This is a genomic window from Lentzea alba (assembly GCF_047445655.1).
Lineage (GTDB): Bacteria > Actinomycetota > Actinomycetes > Mycobacteriales > Pseudonocardiaceae > Lentzea > Lentzea alba_A.
This window is the reverse complement of record NZ_JAJAEG010000002.1, coordinates 408,668-424,838: the sequence shown is the minus strand read 5'-3', so window position 1 is coordinate 424,838 and position 16,171 is coordinate 408,668. Positions and strand designations below refer to the sequence as shown.

Sequence of the window (16,171 nt, the reverse complement as noted above, 5' to 3'; positions counted from 1 at the left end):
CCTATGGGAAACGCGCGGTGGCTCTCTGAGGAGGAGGGCCACGCCTGGCACCACTTCGTTCAGGCGTACCACCTCCTCGAGAGACAGATCGAACAGCAGTTGCAGCGCGATGCGGGCCTCTCGCACGCGCAGTACAACGTGCTGGTCGTGCTGTCCGAACAGCCGGGCAACCGCATGCGGATGACCGAGCTGGCGCGCCGTGTGGTCGTGTCGAAGAGCTCGCTGACCTACCAGATCGGCAAGCTGGAGAAGGCCGGACTCGTGCGGCGTGAACCGCACGAGTCCGACGAGCGCGGCATCCTCGCCGTGCTGACCGACGCCGGCAAGGAGCTGCTCAAGACCACCGCGCCCGGTCACGTCGACACGGTCCGCGAGTACCTGATCGACCTCTTCACACCGGAGCAGCTCGCGCAGCTCGGGTCGTTCATGCAGGTCGTGCACGAGAAGGCGGACGACTAGAGCGTCAGCAGGTCCCGTTCCTCCAGGAAGTCGGCCACGTCGTCGGGCCCGTGCCGGGTCACGTCGAACTCGAACACGGGCAGGACCGACTTCTTGGCCAGCTCCCGGAGTTGTTGCTGCTCCTCGATGAACGGCTCCAGCGACACGTACTGCTTCGGGTTCGCGCTGATCTTCAACCGCTCCTCGCGCGCCTCCTCGAACGTGTCCTCCGGCCGGGTGCACAGCACGATCGCGAAGTTGAGCGGCTTCAGCCGTTCCTCCAGCCACGCGAAGTCGAACTCACGCCCCTGCTGCGCCTGATAGGCCTGCGTGGACAGGTGGAAGCGGTCGACGATCCACGAGTAGAAGCGCTGCAGTTCGAACAGCCGCACCCACGTCTCGTAGGTCTCCAACGCGTGTTCCGTCTCTTCGGGTGCGAAGTTGATCAGCCCACGGCCCCACGGTTCGTTGCTGAAGGAGCTCCACTCCGCCGAGATCAACGGCGAGTGGTAGCGGTACTTGCGGTGACCGACGAGGCGGGGGTGTTCGTTGAGCGCGTAGGCGAGGTCCGTCTTGCCGGTCAGCCGCGTGCCTTCGAGGATCACCTTGGGCGTGAGCTTCATGCTGTTAGCTTGCCTTGTGATCCTGTGCCTCGACGTCGGTTCCACCTGGACCAAAGCCGCGCTGATCTCGCACGAGGGCGAGCTGATCCGGACCGGACAGCACCCGACCACGCCACCCGAGGTGCTGCACGGCATCGACGCGCTGCGCTCCGAAGTGGGCGACGGGGAGATCCTGGCGTGCTCGTCGGCCGGCGGTGGGCTGCGGCTCGCGGTCGTCGGCCAGGAACGCGTCGTGAGCGCCGAGGCCGGCTACCGGGTCGCGCTGTCCGCAGGCGCCAAGATCGTGCACGTCAGCGCGGGTCCGGTGGATGTCCGGGCACTGCGAGCCTCTGCCCCTGATCTGGTGCTGCTGGTCGGCGGCACGGACGGCGGCGACCAGTCCGTCCTGCTGCACAACGCCGCCAAGCTCGCCCGCGTGGCCGTGCCGATCGTGCTGGCGGGCAACATCGAGGCGCAGCCCGAGGCGTTGCGGCTGCTGAGCGCTCGCACGGTGGTGGCCTGCCCGAACGTGCTCCCCGACGTCGGCCGGCTCGCCCCCGAGCCGGCCCGCAAGGCGATCCGCGCGGCGTTCCTGCAGCACGTGATCGGCGGCAAGGGCCTGTCGCGAGGCCCACGGTTCCGGCAGCTCGTGCGTGCCGTGACGCCCGACGCCGTGTTGGCGGGCGTCTCGCGGTTGGCGGCGCAAGACCGTGAGGGCGCCGTGTTGGTGGTGGACGTCGGCGGCGCGACCACGGACGTCTACTCCGCGGTGTCCACGGCGGACAGCGAGGGTCTGGAACGGACGGTCGCCCTGCCACCGGACCGCCGCACCGTCGAGGGCGACCTCGGCATGCGCTGGTCCGCGCCCGGAGTGGTCAAGGAAGCGCACGCGGAACGCCTGACCACCGAGGATCTCACTGAGGAAGCCCGCTTGCGAGCCGAGAACGTCGGCTGGCTTCCCGACGACCCGGCCGTGGACGTGAAGCTGGCGTCGTTCGCCGCGATCTTGGCTGTGCGCAGGCACTTGAGGCAGGTCGACGGCCAACTCGGACCGCACGGCGCGGGCCTGCTGGTGCTCTCCGGCGGCGTCTTCCGGCACACGCCCGACCTGGGCCCGGTGGTCGAAGCTCTGCGCGGTGACCCGGTGCTGCGGCCGATCCTGCGCACTGCCGAGATCACCGTGGACCGCGACTACGTGCTGGCGCCGGTGGGCCTGCTCGCCGAGTCGGGGCGGCTCGAAGCCGCCGACCGACTGGCGAAGCGCTTGGGTTAGGAGGCTTCTTCTTCCTCGTCGATGAACTCCAGGAGGTCGCCGGGCTGGCACTCCAGCACCCGGCACATCGCCTCCAAAGTGCTGAACCGCACGGCCTTCGCCCGCCCGTTCTTCAGCACCGCGACGTTGGCCGGCGTCAGCCCGACCTTCTCCGCGAACTCGCCGACGCTCATCTTGCGCTTGGCGAGCTCGACGTCGATGCGCACGACGATGGCCATCAGATCACCGCTTCCATGTCGGCACGCAGCGTCGTGGCGCGCTGCAGCAGCGCCCGCATCACGATCAGCACGAGCCCGAACGCGGTGACACCCGTCGTCAACAAGAACAGCACCATCGGCGCGCCAGGGTCGTCGGCGTTGAAGCCGACCCAGAGGAACACACCCACCAACACCACCCACCCGGCTGCGATTGCCCACACCATCACGTCGACCCACCTGAGCGCGGCCTCGGTGAAGATCAGATCTTTGCGCACCAGCGTGAGCAGTTTCCACGTCGCGACGATCACCACCTGGACGCAGATCACCCAGAAGATCGAGATGATCGCGCCGGGCCAGATCAGGGGATCGTTCGGGTTCTGCTGCGCCATGTACATGAACTTCCCCGGCAGGGACAGCGTCTCGAACACGACGAGGATCCCGAACAGGATCACCAGGAAGACCCGGAGGGCGGTCACCGCCCAACGCTCAGCAATCATGCGATCGAGTATCGGTAGTGATCTATCGAAAGTCAATCGGTAGTGATCGTGTTGCAACAGGTCTCTAGAGTGATCGCGTGGGCCTGCGTGAGCGCAAGAAGACCGAGACCCGAGCGGCACTGGCGGCCGCCGCCCTGCGGTTGGCGCTGGAGAAGGGCGCCGACACCGTGCGGGTCGACGAGATCGCCGAGGCGGCGAACGTCTCGCCCCGCACCTACAACAACTACTTCGCGAGCCGCGAACACGCGATCGTCGCGGGCATCACTGCCTCGCGCGCCCTGGCGGTGGCTTCCGCGCTGCGCTCCCGGCCGGCTTCCGAGCCCCTGGTCGAGTCGATCATTGCCGCATTCGCCGAGCAGTACCGCGAACCGCCGTCCGAGGCGCTGGCCCTGATCACCTCGTCGCCGTCGTTGCGCGAGGCCTACCTGGACTCGGTGTCGTCGATGGAGCCGCCGATCGCCGAGGTGATCGCTGCACGGCTGGGGACGGACGCGCTGGGTGCCGAGGTGCTGGCCGCCGCGGTGTCGGCGGCGGCGCGCGTCGCCGTGCAGCGGTGGGTGGACCTGCGCCCGTCCGGCCTGGTCGTGGTGTCGGAGGCGTCCGTCGACGACTGTTTGCGTGAGGCGATCGGTCACCTCGCGCCCGCGCTCAGGTGAGCTCGACCTCCGCCACCACCCGGGGTCCTTCCATCACGGGCAGTCTCACGCCAGGGGACAGGTGGGGCTGAGCCAGCTCGCGCACCAGGAAGTCGAGCTTGCAGGTGCGGCTGCCGTCTTCTCGCTCTTCGAGTTGTTCGATCAGGATGCTGAGATGAAGGTCGAGGTGCTCGAACACGGTGGTCGCCATGTACACGGCGGCGGTGGGCGGACCGGACAGCCGCCCTCCCTGCTCCGCGGTACGCCACCTGATCACGGCTTCCGCCATCGGGGCGTCGATGTGCTCTCTCACGTGAGCTCGTCCTGCAGCACGCACATCAGCAGCTCGTCGTGCCACTCGCCGTCACGGAAGAACGCCTGCCGCAGCCGCCCGTCGACCTGAAAACCGATCTTCTCGTAGGACCGGATCGCGCGGGCGTTCGCCTCGACCACGGTGAGCTCGATCGAGTGCAGCCGCATCGTGTCGAACCCGTACCGGCACACCCTGCGCAGCGCGTCGGTGCCGTAGCCGCCACCCCAGTACTCCTGCTCACCGATGTAGATGTCCACCTTGGCGCGCGCGTTGATCGGGTCCGCGTCCCGCAACGCCACGATGCCGATGAGCTTGCGCTCCTCCAGCGTCTCGATGCAGAGCGTGACCTTCTCGTGCGAGTTCTCCTCGCGCTCGGCAATGCGTTTGCGCAGGCCCGCCAACGACTCGTGGAAGTAGCTCTGCAGCCAGCGCATCACGTCGTCGTCGTTGTGCCAGCGGTAGAGCGCGTCTGCGTCTTCAGGCTCGACGGGCCGCAGTCGGACAAGATCCCCGGTCAGCATGAGCGGCAGACTAAGAGCCGCCCAACGCGTCCCGCGACCGAGTTTCGGGCTTGCGCGCGAACGGCAGCGAAGGCGACTCCGGCGCGTCCACCTGCAGCAACCCGGCTGCGATCGCCACCGCCCGATCCCACTCGGGGTCCGACGTGTAGTCGGAGTGCGCCGACACCCCGGACCGCCACCGCCGCCCGGGAAAAGGCCCCCGCTGCGGATCCGGCAACCAGTGATCGCCACCCAGCACCAAAGCCCCGGTAGGCCCGCGCAACGCCGGCGCCAGCGCTCCCTCCGAGCCGTCCTCCCGATACCCGACGCCGAGCAGCATCCCGTCGAAGACCTGCCGCCGCCACGTCATCACCGCGCCACCCAACGGATCGGTACCCCGGCACAGTGCACGCCAGCGCCCGTCCAACCCACCGGCAAGCCGCGCCAGAGACGCATGCGGCACCACGGCGGGAAACGCCCGCGGATAAGCCCACTGCAGCTGCGAACCGGCCGTGAGAAGCCCGATCCGTTCGCGATCGTGGGCGGGAAGCTCCTCCAACAGCCGTGCCGCAGCAACAGTGACGAGCAACGACCCCTGAGAGTGTCCACAGAGGACCACCCGAGTGCCGGGATCGCGCAAGTGGTCCTGCACGCGCGCCACCAGCTCCGGCACGACCTTCAACGCGTAGCAAGGAGGAACGATCGGGTGAGCTTCGCGCGGCCAGAACTGCGCGATGTCCGCGATGATCCCGAGCCGCCGCCCGGACTCCGGCTGCCGCGCCGCGAGATACACGGCCCGAAGCAACGACACGGCCAGCAAGCCCAGCACGAACACACCGAAAGCCGAGAACGGCACGGTCCAAGAGGCAAGGGGCACGTCACGCACGCGCAGCAAAGTGGCCAGCACGGCGCCGACGAACAGAACACCCGCGACGATCATGATCAGGTGATGGCCGTGGTTGCGTTCCCAGCGCGCCCACCACCACGCCCGCGTCGCGGCGCGGAGGTCACGCATCCGGCCGGAGTGCAGCAGAGAAGCCTCGCGCGCCCACAGCTTGCCCTTGCGGAACGCCCGCCACCGCACGGCGCCGGTGAAAGAAGCCACCGCGGCCATGCTGATCAGCGCCAACACTCCGGCAACGCCCCACAGCAGGGTGATGTAGGAGTACCCGACGGGCAGCTGCAACCCGTCGCCCAGCGCCTTCCGCACCGGCAGAGCGACCCCGGCACCGAAGCCACCGCCCAGCAGACCCGCGATCGCCAGCACCGGCGCCGAGAACCAGCCGCCCGCCCACGGCCGCAGCTCGCGCGGCAACGAAGTCCACGTCCGCCGCGCCAACAAAGCAGCAGGCACCAGCATCAGCCCGAACAAGATCAGCACGAAAGCCATCAGCAGCGCGATCACCTGCACGGTCACGTCAGCGCCGGGCACGCGCAAAGGCAGCTGCTCCTGCAGACCCAAAGTCGTCAGCAGAAGCAGCGCGGACAGCATCAAGAAAACCCGCCGAGGCCGTCGAGCCAACGCCGCGCGCAACCACCGTCCGCCGCGATGGGGCGCACCGCCCGTCGGGTCGTCGAGCAGCAGCACGCCCAAGAACGACAGTCCGATGAACACGAGCGACACGACCCACGCGACGGTCACAGCCACGCCCATCGCCCCCGAGGCCGTGAGCTGCTTCAACGGCCCGCCCAAAGCGATCAGAGAAGCCGTCGCCAAAGCCGCCACGACATGAAGAGACCGCAAGGCCGGCGTGTCCGGATCGGTCGCGACGTGCGCGCCGGGCAACCCGGACGAAGGCTGGCGTTCCTCTTCTTCGGCCTCGGCGATCTCCCGGCGTTCGATCCGCCAGTCGACGTGCGACACCCGCCGCATCACCGCGATGACCAGCACAATCGGCAAAAGTCCCAGAAACGTGCGGAACCACGGGAACGTGCGCACATCGGTTGGAATGCTGGTCAAACACGCAGTGCCCGGTCGCAGACACTGGGCGGCGAGCAGGTCGAGGCTGACCACGGAGGCCTGCGCGATCAGCAACACCGTCAGCAGCAGCGCGAACACCCGCAACAACGACCGCAGACCCAGTCCGAGCAGGTGGGCGGGCAGGTTCCGCTCCGGAACGGGAGGCAGCATCCAGTGCGCGACGTTCGCGATGCTGAACGGGAACAGCAGCGCCCAGGTGGCCTTGGCCACACCTCCGGACGTCATGCCTCCCCACAGGTATCCCTCGACGACGCGGGGCACCGGCCGCCCCTCCGTCTGCAGCACCGGACCCGGCGCGGGCCTGCGGAGTCTGTCGGCCGGGCGCACGATGCGCCCGATGCCGTCTCCTGCAACGTCCACGGCCGCGACGGCGTCGACCAGCGTTTGCGGCGTCGTGCCCTGCACGCCGTGCACCCGCAGTTCGACGACACGTGTGTCCGGGCCCGCAATCAACACCCGAGACCTCCCTCACCCAACGTGGGGGTCATAGTGGTGCATCGGCGGGCGGTATGGTCGGACGACACCCTCTCTGAAGTGCCCTGGAGGACTTCGCAATGACCGCGGACCGCTTGCAGACCCGCAACGGGATCGACTTCGCCGTCGCCGATCTCTCACTCCACGAGTTCGGCCGCAAGGAGATCCGCCTGGCTGAGCACGAGATGCCCGGCCTGATGGCGTTCCGCCGCGAGTACTCCGGCGTCTACCCGTTGAAGGGTGCCCGGATCTCCGGCTCGCTCCACATGACCATCCAGACGGCCGTTCTCATCGAGACGCTGGTCGACCTGGGTGCGGAGGTCCGCTGGGCCTCCTGCAACATCTTCTCGACCCAGGACCACGCGGCCGCGGCCGTCGTCGTCGGCCCGTACGGCACCGAGGAGGAGCCCAAGGGCGTCTCCTGCTTCGCCTGGAAGGGCGAGACGCTGCCGGAGTACTGGTGGACGTGCGAGCAGATGCTGACCTGGCCCGACGGCAAGGGCCCGAACATGATCCTGGACGACGGCGGCGACGCGACGCTGCTCGTTCACAAGGGCGTCCAGTACGAGGCGGCGGGCGTCGTTCCCGCAGCTTCCGAGGACGACTCCGAGGAGTGGACGATCGTCCTCGAGACGCTCCGCAACTCGCTCGCCAAGGACGGCAAGAAGTGGACGAACATCGCCGAGGGCATCCGCGGCGTCACCGAGGAGACCACGACGGGCGTCATGCGCCTGTACCAGCTGGCCGCCGCCGGTGAGCTGCTCTTCCCGGCCATCAACGTCAACGACGCCGTCACCAAGTCGAAGTTCGACAACCGCTACGGCATCCGCCACTCGCTGATCGACGGCATCAACCGCGGCACGGACGTCCTGATGGGCGGCAAGGTCGCGGTCGTCTGCGGTTACGGCGACGTCGGCAAGGGCTCGGCCGAGTCCCTGCGCGGCCAGGGTGCCCGCGTGATCGTCACCGAGATCGACCCCATCTGCGCCCTGCAGGCCGCCATGGACGGCTACCAGGTCGCGCGCCTGGAGTCGGTCCTGCCGATCGCGGACATCGTGATCACGACGACCGGCAACAAGGACGTCGTCACCGCCGAGCATATGTCGCAGATGAAGCACCAGGCGATCCTGGGCAACGTCGGCCACTTCGACAACGAGCTCGACATGGCCGGCCTCGCGCGCTACCCCGGCATCCGCAAGAACAACATCAAGCCGCAGGTCGACGAGTGGGTGTTCCCGAACGGCCGCACGATCATCGTGCTGTCCGAGGGCCGCCTGATGAACCTCGGCAACGCGACCGGCCACCCGTCGTTCGTCATGTCGAACTCCTTCTCGAACCAGGTGATCGCTCAGATCGAGCTGTTCACCAAGCACGAGGAGTACGACAACGAGGTCTTCCGCCTGCCCAAGGTGCTGGACGAGAAGGTCGCCCGCATCCACCTGGAGGCGCTCGGCGGTGAGCTGACCAAGCTCACCAAGGAGCAGGCCGAGTACATCGACGTCGACGTCGAGGGCCCGTTCAAGCCGGAGCACTACCGCTACTGAGTTCTGGTTTTCAGGGGCCTCCCGCGCGCGTCGCGGGAGGCCCCTGTTTCATGTCCGGCGTGGGATTCTTCGGCACCTATGCCTACGAGCACGGCCAGTGGAAGACGTTGTCCGAGGGTGAGCTGCCGCCCTTGGACGAGCCGTCGCTGTGGATCGACATCCACGACAGCGACATCACCTCGGTCGTCTACGCGCCGGCCGGTCCGGGCAGCGGCGTCGCCTACCTCGGCCTGACGCCGCGCACCTACTTCGAGAACCCGAACGCCTCAGACCCCACGGACGTCCTGCGCGAGGCGGCGGGGCTGGCCGCGTGGTGGGCGCTGCAGAACTCCGGCGATGCCACCGCCAAGCAGGCGGAGATCCTCGGCTACCTGGCCTCGGACGAGAACCCGGACGACTTCTCGCTGGACGAGGAACAGGACGTCGAGGACGTCGACGTGTTCGTCGAGCTCAAGACGGCGCAGTTCCTGACGGCGCTGGACCTGCCGCTGCCCGCCGAACTCAGTCGATGAACGCCCGCCAGGCCTCGACGCTGAACTTCAGCTCGGGGCCAGCGGCGTTCTTGGAGTCACGGACGCGCACGACCTGGGCAAACGCCACCTCGACGCAGTCGTCATCGACGTCGTCGCCGCCGCTGTAGCTGCTCTTACGCCAGGTGCAGTCTCCGGCCACTGAGGTCCTCCCGCGATCGGCTGGCGAGATCCGCCACCATCGTTCGCGATTGTTCCTCATCGAGAGCGAGCGCATCCAGGCGCGCAAAGATCGACTTACAACGCTTGACCCCGACTTCGTCCTGCACAAACACCTTGGCGAGATCGGAATGGGTATAGGCGACGCTGCTGCGCTTCTCGTACTCCCACAACACGTAGTGCCCCATGAAGACACCTGCCGGACCACTTGCCGACGGCACGATCCGAAGGGCATGTGTGTTGAACAGGAGCCTCATGAGCTGCTCCTCCATGATCTCGTCACTGCCGACCTTCAGCCGCAGTGCGTTCTCGTGAACATAGAAGGTGCACGTTGGGCGATCGTGTCGCCGCATGATCGCCTGTCGTTCCATGCGGAAGCGGACCGCTGCCTCGATCCGTTCTGGAGCGAGTACGCCACGGGCTTCGTAAAGCGCTTTCGCGTACTCCTCGACCTGCAGTAGCCCTGGGATCGTCGTCAGGTCGTAGGTGGTGATCTTGTCTGCGCTCGACTCCGCCATCGACATCGTGCGCAAGTTGGTCGGCACTTGCACAAAATAGTGATCGAACGCGGACCGGTACCTGTTGAGGAAGTCCTCGATGAAGGTCTGGGGGCGGCCGCAGCGGCCCAGGTACTGGACGATGTCGATCTCACTCGCCCGCACCTTGCCGTGCTCGATGTTGGAGACCTTGCCCGGATCCCACCCGAGCATTCGGGCGATCTTCCGCCCCCGGAACGTCGTGTAGCGCTCCCGCACCTGACGCAACTCGTCGCCCAGGTCACGGCTGTACGGAGTGGACGGATCGCCGTTCATGGAACTCGACGTTAGGTGATGGAGGAAAAACAACGGCGTGCCCAAACGGGTGGAATTACCCTCAGATCCATGAACGAGCTCGGCATCGATGCGGAGACGCGGGTGCCGTTGATCGACGGTGTCCCGTTGACCGAGCGCATCGACACCTTCGAGCTGCGCGCCAGGATGAAACCGGCCGGCGACGCGTACGGCGGGCTCACCTCGGGCTCCAATCTGCTCAGGCCTGGCCGCGGCGTCGCCGTGCTCGGCTGCTCGTGTGGCGACGTGGGGTGCTGGCCGCTGCTCGCGGACATCACCGTCGACGGCGACACGATCGTCTGGAACGAGTTCCGTCAGCCCTACCGCGAGGATCGCGACTACACGCGCTTCGGGCCGTTCCGCTTCGACCGGGCGCAGTACGAAGCCGCGCTGGAAAAGCTCTCGGAACTCGGTTGACGTGCGGGTTTTACTGACGTGGTGCGGACGACCATCATCAAGAAGACCTTGCGCGTGCCTCTGTCCGACGGTGCGGCGGGCGATGGCGGCACGACCGCCAGACAGCTCGACGTCGCACTGATCAAGGCCGGCTTCAAGGCCTCGCGCGAGCTGCTCGACCACGTCGGCACCCTCGCCGATGCCGAGGAGTACGCCGTCACGGTCGTGCGTGCGGTTCGGGAGCTGGTCGGCGGGCAGGCCCAGCACAACCCGTACTTCAAGGACTTCCCGCACAACGTGCCGGACACCGTCGAGTTCTGGCTGGAGTGCATCGACGACGCGTTCGCGCAGGGCATCGGCTTCCGCGGCAACCTGCTCGACCTGCCCCGGTACGGCCGCGTCCAGCACGCCTACGAGGAGATGCTCGAAGCGCACGACGAGCTGATCGGGTCGCTGAAGGACCGCGCCACCGTCCTGCACCTCGGCGGCACCCTCGACGACGAGATCACCCGCCTCTACCTGGAGCTCGCGGCGAGCCCGATCCCGCTCGGCGAGGACGACCGCGCCCTGCTCGGTGAGCTCGCGACGCAACGCCTCGACCTCGTGCCGGAAGCCGTTCCGACCAGGGAGAACCGCGCGATCCTCAACGCCGCGCGGCTCGTCGCGCAGCGGCCGCTCATCGACGTCGACACCGTCACGGACGTCCTGCGCCTGGCCTGCGAGGCTTCCGGCGGTGACGTCACGTTGCGGGAACCCACGCGCTTCCGGTCGTTCCGCAGGCCTGAGCGCCGGGCGCTGCTCGCCGCGTTGAACGAGGTGGACACGAGCAAGTTCGGGGATGTCAACCAGCACCGCGAGGCGTGGAAGCGGCTCGGTGAGCGGCTGCACCCGCACGAGCACCCGTTCGAGCAGGCCCAGGACGTGTTCGCCGTGGCGCGCAAGGAGAAGACCGCGCGGTCGTTCGCCGGGCAGGTCGAAGTGGCGTTCGCGGACAACGACCCCGACCTCGCGTTGCGCATCCTGAGCAAGGCGCCCGGCATGCTGCTGCGCCAGGTGGACCGGCTGGTCCGCACCGGCGCCACGGGTGTTGCCGAAGCCGTTCGCGCGGCCGTGCCCGACGTGTCCGGCCGCGTGCTGGTGTCGGTGCTGGAACACCTGGGCAACCGCGAGAAACCGGACGCCGCAAGGGTGTTCGCGAACCGCAGCCGGAAGGTGTGGATCGCGGACGACACGCGCCCGCCGATCGACGCCGCAGCGATCATCGGCGTCATCGAGGACGAACTGGTGCGCAGGCTGCCGGACTTCTCCGAGCTGATCGTGGATCCGGAGGTGCTCGATGTCGCCGTGCCGGTGTCGGGCGCGGCCACCGAGGAAGGCTTCGGCGTGCTGCCGCGCGGCTCGAAGCTGCGGCTCGACGGCGACGTGTTGCGGTTCTTCGTGCATTGGCGGCAGACGTCCAAGCGCACCGACTACGACCTGTCCGCCGCGCTGCTCAACGAGAACTTCGAGTTCTGCGGGTACGTGTCGTGGACGCGGCTGAAGGACTCCGGCGCCTTCCACTCGGGTGACATCACCGACGCCACCGACGGTGCGACCGAGTTCATCGACCTGCATCACAACGCGTTCAACGCGAAGTACGTCGTGCCACAGGTGAACATCTACACGGGGGAGGGGTTCGACGACGTCGCCGAGTCGATGTTCGGGTTCATGAGTCGCGACCTCGACCAGCAGGGCAAGCCGTTCGAGCCGAGCACGGTGCGGGCGCGTTCGTCCATGCGCGGCAGGGGAAAGGTCGCGCTGCCGATCATGTTCGAACGCGACGGTGACACCTGGCACGGCACCTGGCTGCACCTGTACCTGCGCGGCATCACCTGGGGAAACCGGATCGAGGAGAACCGCGACCTGGTCAAGCTGATCACCTCGGCGGCGTTGCACCGCAGGTACTTCACCGTGCGCAGGCTCGTGGAGCTGTTCGGGCGCAAGGGTTCCACTCCGGACGCACCGTCCATCCACATCGGACTGACGCGGTCGGAGGCGGGCGGCGTGACGACGGTGGCCGAACTCGGAAACCTCCTGTCGGACTAGAGGTTTCGCTGCTACCGTGGCAGAAGCGAGGCCATGAGAGAGCTTCCTTCTAAACTCCGGAACCGGAATGGTCTTCGGACCGCCGGTCTTCTTAGCCCTCTCGCTTTCCTCGCTCGCTCAGGGGACGTGTGTCCGCGGAGTGCGCGGACCACGTCACTCGCCGTGTCCTCTGGGGACACCCCAGACCCCGGGTCTAACTCCACTCGACGGCGATGCCCGCGATTCCGGGCCCCACTTCACCGAAGTAGGCGCTGACGACGCCGCCGAGCCCGCACACGAGCTCCTCGACGTCGACCGGCGTCGCGTCGGCCGAGGCGCGGAACTGCTTCATGCAGCGCGCGGGCATCGCACGTCGGTGGAACGAGAGCTGCACCAGGTAAGAGCCGCAGACGTCGCGGAAAGTCCGGTGGTTCCCCGAGGTCGAGCCGCCGGTGTCGTCCACGATGGTGAAGCTGAAGACGTGCTCCTCACCCGCCGCGAGCCGCCGGTCGAACAGCATCTCCACGGCCAGGTTGCGGGAAGCGCTTTCCCGGCGCAGACGCCCCTGCCGGCAGCCTTCGCCGGCTCTCACCAAGGCGTTCTCGATCAACGAACCCTCGTCGCCGTGGTGCAGAGCCAGGTAGCGATCAGGGCCCTGCCGCACCGCGCGCACGACGAGCCGCGTGGTGATCGAGCGCTGTTCGCGGTGCATGCCGATCTGCACGGTGTCGTGCACGGACAGCACTTCGAGGTCGGCGTTCCCACGCGCGGCCTCAGGTACGGAGTCGAACGACGCGAGCAGCGGCGCGGGCTCCGGCCAGGTTGCGACGGGGCGCGGGGCGTAGGTGTTCGCGTTGCGCGGGCCAATCAGGTCGAGCAACGACGACGGCGGTAGGCGCAGCACGGTCTCCAGCGCGCGCACCGTGCTGATGGCGCGGGGGACCTCGGGATGGCGCAGGCCGCGTTGCCAGTACGACAGCGTTGACTGGCCGACCTGGACGCCCAGTTGTTCGAGGTGGGCGCGCAGCCGGGCGAGCGAGAGGCCCCGGTGGGCGATCGCCTCCCGCAGAGCGCGGTGGAACGGCCCGTAGCGCAGCGTCTCGGCGAGCGGGGTCGGCAGACCCCCGGTCGGGTTACCGATCGGTTCTTCGACCGACCCGGCGTGCCCGGATTCCGCGGCCACCGCGGCACCTACCCTTCACACACGCGCCGTGTGACTGTTCACCGTAGTCACTCGTTCTGGTGATCGAAAGATCGGATTTCGCCCGTGTGGGGGATGCACGGCGGCCGTGTGAGTGGCCACTAAGGTCGCGGCGTGGGAAAGCTCGTAGTCATCGAAGGCCTGGACGGGGCCGGCAAGCGCACTCTCGCCAACGGGTTGACCGAGGCGCTGCACGCCCAGGGCAGGACCGTGACCAGCCACGCCTTCCCTCGCTACGGCATCAGCGTGCACGCCGATCTGGTCCGCGACGCCCTCTACGGCAACCTCGGCGACACCAGCGACTCGGTCTACGGGATGGCCGTGCTGTACGCGTTGGACCGGCGCGGCGCGGCCGACGAGATCCGCAAGGACCTCGATGAGCACGACGTCGTGTTGCTCGATCGCTATGTGGCCTCCAGTGCCGCCTACAGCGCCGCGCGACTGCACCAGGACGAGCACGGCGAGTTCGTGCGGTGGGTCCGCGAGTTCGAGATCGACCGCTTCGGCCTGCCCGTTCCCGATCTTCACCTGCTGCTGCGCGTGCCCGTGGAGGTCGCGGCGGAGCGGGCGGCCAAGCGCGAGCAGGACGACGACTCGCGTGCCCGGGACATTTACGAATCCGATGGCGGGCTGCAGGCGCGGTGCGGCGCGGTCTACGACGGACTGGCGAAGATCGGCTGGCTCGCCCCGTGGCAAGTGGTCGACGGGCGGTCAAACGTGAACTTTCATTCGCTTCTGGAACCACTCTTCACTCCTTGAGTGGTCGCTCACGTGCGTACCGGTTGACACGATCGTGAATCCGGCACGTCACTGTGAGTGAATAGGAGATCACAACTTGAAGCGTGTTCTGCAGCGCCCCCCGGTCGGAGTCGCCCGTACGGCGGTCCTGATCGCTGCCGCCCGCGCCAACGAGCAACGTCATCTCCGCCGCCTCTTCGATGACCCGCTGGCCGCAGGACTCGTGGAGGCCGCCGGCTCCGCGAACGACCTGAACGGCGTCCGCACCCTCGCAGGGGAGCACTTCGTCCTGCGCACCCGGTACTTCGACGACCAGCTCCTCAGCTCGGCCCAGCCCCAGGTCGTGATCCTGGCAGCGGGCCTCGACACCAGAGCGTTCCGGTTGACATGGCCACCGGGCACAACACTCTTCGAACTCGACTTACCCGACCTGCTCGAGTTCAAAGAAGACGCTCTGCACGACCTGCTCGCCCGGCCCGCCTGTGAACGGGTCGTCGTCCCCTGCGACCTGCGGGAGGACTGGGCGACAGCGCTGATCCACGCCGGATTCGACCCGAAGAGGCCCACAGCCTGGTTGCTGGAGGGCCTCTTCATGTTCCTGCCGCCCGACGCCGGCGAGCAGATCCTGTACTGGGTGAGTGCGCTGTCCGCGCCCGGCAGCACGCTCGCGCTCGAACACGTCAACCGCGAGTTCCGCGAGTTGCCGCAGATGAGGGCCGTGCACGAGCGGTTCGGCAGGATGGACGCGCGCTGGCAGTCCGACGTGGAGGACCCGATCGAGTGGCTGGCCGGGCACGGCTGGCACGCGACGGTGACCCACCAGGTCGACCTGGCCGCCCAGCACGACCGCGCGGTTCCGGCGATCACCGACCCGCGGAAGGTGGGTGATGCGCGCATCTGGCTGGCCTCGGCCATCCGCACGGCCTGAGAACGCCTGGTAACGAAAGGTGAGCGTCGCGCGGATAACCCCGCGACGAACAGGCCGAATCGGGCGAGGTGGGGTACGTGGAGCGACAGTTCCGGCCGGTTACCGAGCGAGCGCACACCGCCACCAGCGGCAACGGAACGTGGGTGGTGCGCGAACGTGCGACCGGGAGTGCGACGATGTTGAGCATGAAGGCACGCGTGCTCGTCGTCGATGACGACCCCGCCCTGGCGGAGATGCTGACGATCGTGTTGCGCGGGGAGGGCTTCGACACCGCGGTGGTCGCCGATGGTGCCCGTGCCCTGCCCGCGCTGCGCGAGCTCAAGCCCGACCTCGTGCTGCTCGACCTGATGTTGCCGGGAATGAACGGCATCGACGTCTGCAAGGCGATCAGGTCCGAGTCGGGCGTGCCGATCGTGATGCTCACCGCGAAGAGCGACACGGTCGACGTGGTGCTGGGCCTCGAGTCCGGTGCGGACGACTACGTGGTCAAGCCGTTCAAGCCCAAGGAGCTGGTGGCCCGCATCCGGGCGCGCCTGCGCCGCACGGAGGCCGAGCCCTCCGAGGTGCTGCAGATCGGTGATCTCACGATCGACGTCCCCGGCCACGAGGTGCTGCGCGAGGGCAGGCCGATCCAGCTCACGCCGCTGGAGTTCGACCTCCTCGTCGCGCTGGCGCGCAAGCCGCGTCAGGTGTTCACCCGCGAGGTGCTGCTCGAGCAGGTGTGGGGTTACCGCCACGCCGCCGACACGCGCCTGGTGAACGTCCACGTGCAGCGGCTGCGCTCCAAGGTCGAACGGGACCCGGAGCACCCCGAGGTGGTGTTGACTGTCCGCGGTGTCGGGTACAAGGCCGGCCCTCCGTGACAGGTGGC

The 16,171-nt window shown here is 67.8% G+C and carries 19 protein-coding genes; 10 read left to right on the top strand and 9 right to left on the bottom strand.

The features are described from left to right. Positions 1-3 precede the first annotated feature (3 nt). Positions 4-459, top strand: coding sequence for a MarR family winged helix-turn-helix transcriptional regulator (locus LFM09_RS04990; protein WP_414095051.1), 456 nt, complete (start codon positions 4-6; stop codon positions 457-459). Here the strand turns inward: LFM09_RS04990 and LFM09_RS04985 are convergent. After that, positions 456-1,061 carry a hypothetical protein gene (locus LFM09_RS04985; RefSeq protein WP_414095050.1) on the bottom strand — a complete coding sequence of 202 codons (606 nt, stop codon included), beginning with the start codon at positions 1,059-1,061 and terminating at the stop codon, positions 456-458. The genes LFM09_RS04990 and LFM09_RS04985 overlap by 4 nt on opposite strands. Between LFM09_RS04985 and LFM09_RS04980 the strand changes: the two genes are divergently transcribed. Beyond that, positions 1,060-2,313: a glutamate mutase L gene (locus LFM09_RS04980; protein WP_414095159.1), complete on the top strand. Its 1,254-nt coding sequence runs from the start codon at positions 1,060-1,062 to the stop codon at positions 2,311-2,313. The genes LFM09_RS04985 and LFM09_RS04980 overlap by 2 nt on opposite strands. On the opposite strand, the gene LFM09_RS04975 is transcribed toward LFM09_RS04980, so the two are convergent. Next, complete coding sequence (locus LFM09_RS04975) at positions 2,310-2,531, bottom strand: helix-turn-helix domain-containing protein (protein ID WP_414095049.1); 222 nt, start codon at positions 2,529-2,531, stop codon at positions 2,310-2,312. The genes LFM09_RS04980 and LFM09_RS04975 overlap by 4 nt on opposite strands. Further along, positions 2,531-3,007 (bottom strand): DUF2975 domain-containing protein, encoded by a 477-nt coding sequence (locus LFM09_RS04970; protein WP_414095048.1) that lies wholly within the window; start codon positions 3,005-3,007, stop codon positions 2,531-2,533. Before LFM09_RS04970 ends, LFM09_RS04975 begins: the two co-directional genes overlap by 1 nt. 77 nt (positions 3,008-3,084) lie before the next feature. Between LFM09_RS04970 and LFM09_RS04965 the strand changes: the two genes are divergently transcribed. Continuing rightward, positions 3,085-3,663 carry a TetR/AcrR family transcriptional regulator gene (locus tag LFM09_RS04965; RefSeq protein WP_414095047.1) on the top strand — a complete coding sequence of 193 codons (579 nt, stop codon included), beginning with the start codon at positions 3,085-3,087 and terminating at the stop codon, positions 3,661-3,663. On the opposite strand, the gene LFM09_RS04960 is transcribed toward LFM09_RS04965, so the two are convergent. From LFM09_RS04960 to LFM09_RS04950, 3 genes are read right to left on the bottom strand one after another with little or no spacing between them, the layout of a single operon-like run. After that, positions 3,656-3,955, bottom strand: coding sequence for a hypothetical protein (locus LFM09_RS04960; RefSeq protein WP_414095046.1), 300 nt, complete (start codon positions 3,953-3,955; stop codon positions 3,656-3,658). The two genes, LFM09_RS04965 and LFM09_RS04960, sit on opposite strands and share 8 nt — an antisense overlap. Further along, positions 3,952-4,476, bottom strand: coding sequence for a GNAT family N-acetyltransferase (locus tag LFM09_RS04955; RefSeq protein WP_414095045.1), 525 nt, complete (start codon positions 4,474-4,476; stop codon positions 3,952-3,954). Before LFM09_RS04955 ends, LFM09_RS04960 begins: the two co-directional genes overlap by 4 nt. Positions 4,477-4,486: 10 nt before the next feature. Further along, positions 4,487-6,892 carry a hypothetical protein gene (locus LFM09_RS04950; protein WP_414095044.1) on the bottom strand — a complete coding sequence of 802 codons (2,406 nt, stop codon included), beginning with the start codon at positions 6,890-6,892 and terminating at the stop codon, positions 4,487-4,489. Between the two features lie 98 nt (positions 6,893-6,990). Here LFM09_RS04950 and ahcY point away from each other — a divergent pair, with 98 nt between their 5' ends. Then, positions 6,991-8,454 carry an adenosylhomocysteinase gene (gene ahcY, locus LFM09_RS04945; protein ID WP_414095043.1) on the top strand — a complete coding sequence of 488 codons (1,464 nt, stop codon included), beginning with the start codon at positions 6,991-6,993 and terminating at the stop codon, positions 8,452-8,454. 50 nt (positions 8,455-8,504) lie between these two features. Further along, positions 8,505-8,966, top strand: a complete 462-nt coding sequence (locus LFM09_RS04940) for a hypothetical protein (RefSeq protein WP_414095042.1) — start codon at positions 8,505-8,507, stop codon at positions 8,964-8,966. Here the strand turns inward: LFM09_RS04940 and LFM09_RS04935 are convergent. Both LFM09_RS04935 and LFM09_RS04930 read right to left on the bottom strand, forming a co-directional pair. Next, positions 8,956-9,126 (bottom strand): DUF397 domain-containing protein, encoded by a 171-nt coding sequence (locus tag LFM09_RS04935; RefSeq protein WP_414095041.1) that lies wholly within the window; start codon positions 9,124-9,126, stop codon positions 8,956-8,958. The two genes, LFM09_RS04940 and LFM09_RS04935, sit on opposite strands and share 11 nt — an antisense overlap. After that, entirely contained in the window at positions 9,101-9,955 is an 855-nt protein-coding gene (locus tag LFM09_RS04930; RefSeq protein WP_414095040.1) for a DUF5753 domain-containing protein, read from the bottom strand. Before LFM09_RS04930 ends, LFM09_RS04935 begins: the two co-directional genes overlap by 26 nt. 69 nt (positions 9,956-10,024) lie before the next feature. Between LFM09_RS04930 and LFM09_RS04925 the strand changes: the two genes are divergently transcribed. Continuing rightward, positions 10,025-10,390, top strand: coding sequence for a hypothetical protein (locus tag LFM09_RS04925; RefSeq protein ID WP_414095039.1), 366 nt, complete (start codon positions 10,025-10,027; stop codon positions 10,388-10,390). A gap of 21 nt (positions 10,391-10,411) precedes the next feature. Further along, positions 10,412-12,454: a hypothetical protein gene (locus LFM09_RS04920; RefSeq protein ID WP_414095038.1), complete on the top strand. Its 2,043-nt coding sequence runs from the start codon at positions 10,412-10,414 to the stop codon at positions 12,452-12,454. Between the two features lie 193 nt (positions 12,455-12,647). On the opposite strand, the gene LFM09_RS04915 is transcribed toward LFM09_RS04920, so the two are convergent. Continuing rightward, positions 12,648-13,616: a helix-turn-helix domain-containing protein gene (locus tag LFM09_RS04915; protein ID WP_414095037.1), complete on the bottom strand. Its 969-nt coding sequence runs from the start codon at positions 13,614-13,616 to the stop codon at positions 12,648-12,650. A 132-nt stretch (positions 13,617-13,748) separates the two neighbouring features. Here LFM09_RS04915 and LFM09_RS04910 point away from each other — a divergent pair, with 132 nt between their 5' ends. The 3 genes from LFM09_RS04910 (at position 13,749) to mtrA (ending at position 16,163) form a co-directional block, all read left to right on the top strand. After that, on the top strand, positions 13,749-14,393 hold the full coding sequence (locus LFM09_RS04910; RefSeq protein WP_414095036.1) for a dTMP kinase: 645 nt from the start codon (positions 13,749-13,751) through the stop codon (positions 14,391-14,393). Positions 14,394-14,469: 76 nt separating this feature from the next. Beyond that, entirely contained in the window at positions 14,470-15,300 is an 831-nt protein-coding gene (locus tag LFM09_RS04905; protein ID WP_414095035.1) for an SAM-dependent methyltransferase, read from the top strand. 185 nt (positions 15,301-15,485) lie between these two features. Next, positions 15,486-16,163: an MtrAB system response regulator MtrA gene (mtrA, locus tag LFM09_RS04900; protein ID WP_030471262.1), complete on the top strand. Its 678-nt coding sequence runs from the start codon at positions 15,486-15,488 to the stop codon at positions 16,161-16,163. The last annotated feature ends 8 nt before the right edge of the window (positions 16,164-16,171 follow it).

What these genes read in the sequence shown, in the direction of transcription:
- LFM09_RS04955 (WP_414095045.1), bottom strand. Translation starts at nt 4,476, where the DNA reads ATGCTGACCGGGGATCTTGTCCGACTGCGGCCCGTCGAGCCTGAAGAC.
- LFM09_RS04980 (WP_414095159.1), top strand. Translation starts at nt 1,060, where the DNA reads ATGCTGTTAGCTTGCCTTGTGATCCTGTGCCTCGACGTCGGTTCCACC.
- ahcY (WP_414095043.1), top strand. Translation starts at nt 6,991, where the DNA reads ATGACCGCGGACCGCTTGCAGACCCGCAACGGGATCGACTTCGCCGTC.
- LFM09_RS04930 (WP_414095040.1), bottom strand. Translation starts at nt 9,955, where the DNA reads ATGAACGGCGATCCGTCCACTCCGTACAGCCGTGACCTGGGCGACGAG.
- LFM09_RS04970 (WP_414095048.1), bottom strand. Translation starts at nt 3,007, where the DNA reads ATGATTGCTGAGCGTTGGGCGGTGACCGCCCTCCGGGTCTTCCTGGTG.
- LFM09_RS04925 (WP_414095039.1), top strand. Translation starts at nt 10,025, where the DNA reads ATGAACGAGCTCGGCATCGATGCGGAGACGCGGGTGCCGTTGATCGAC.
- LFM09_RS04990 (WP_414095051.1), top strand. Translation starts at nt 4, where the DNA reads ATGGGAAACGCGCGGTGGCTCTCTGAGGAGGAGGGCCACGCCTGGCAC.
- LFM09_RS04940 (WP_414095042.1), top strand. Translation starts at nt 8,505, where the DNA reads ATGTCCGGCGTGGGATTCTTCGGCACCTATGCCTACGAGCACGGCCAG.
- LFM09_RS04975 (WP_414095049.1), bottom strand. Translation starts at nt 2,531, where the DNA reads ATGGCCATCGTCGTGCGCATCGACGTCGAGCTCGCCAAGCGCAAGATG.
- LFM09_RS04985 (WP_414095050.1), bottom strand. Translation starts at nt 1,061, where the DNA reads ATGAAGCTCACGCCCAAGGTGATCCTCGAAGGCACGCGGCTGACCGGC.
- mtrA (WP_030471262.1), top strand. Translation starts at nt 15,486, where the DNA reads ATGAAGGCACGCGTGCTCGTCGTCGATGACGACCCCGCCCTGGCGGAG.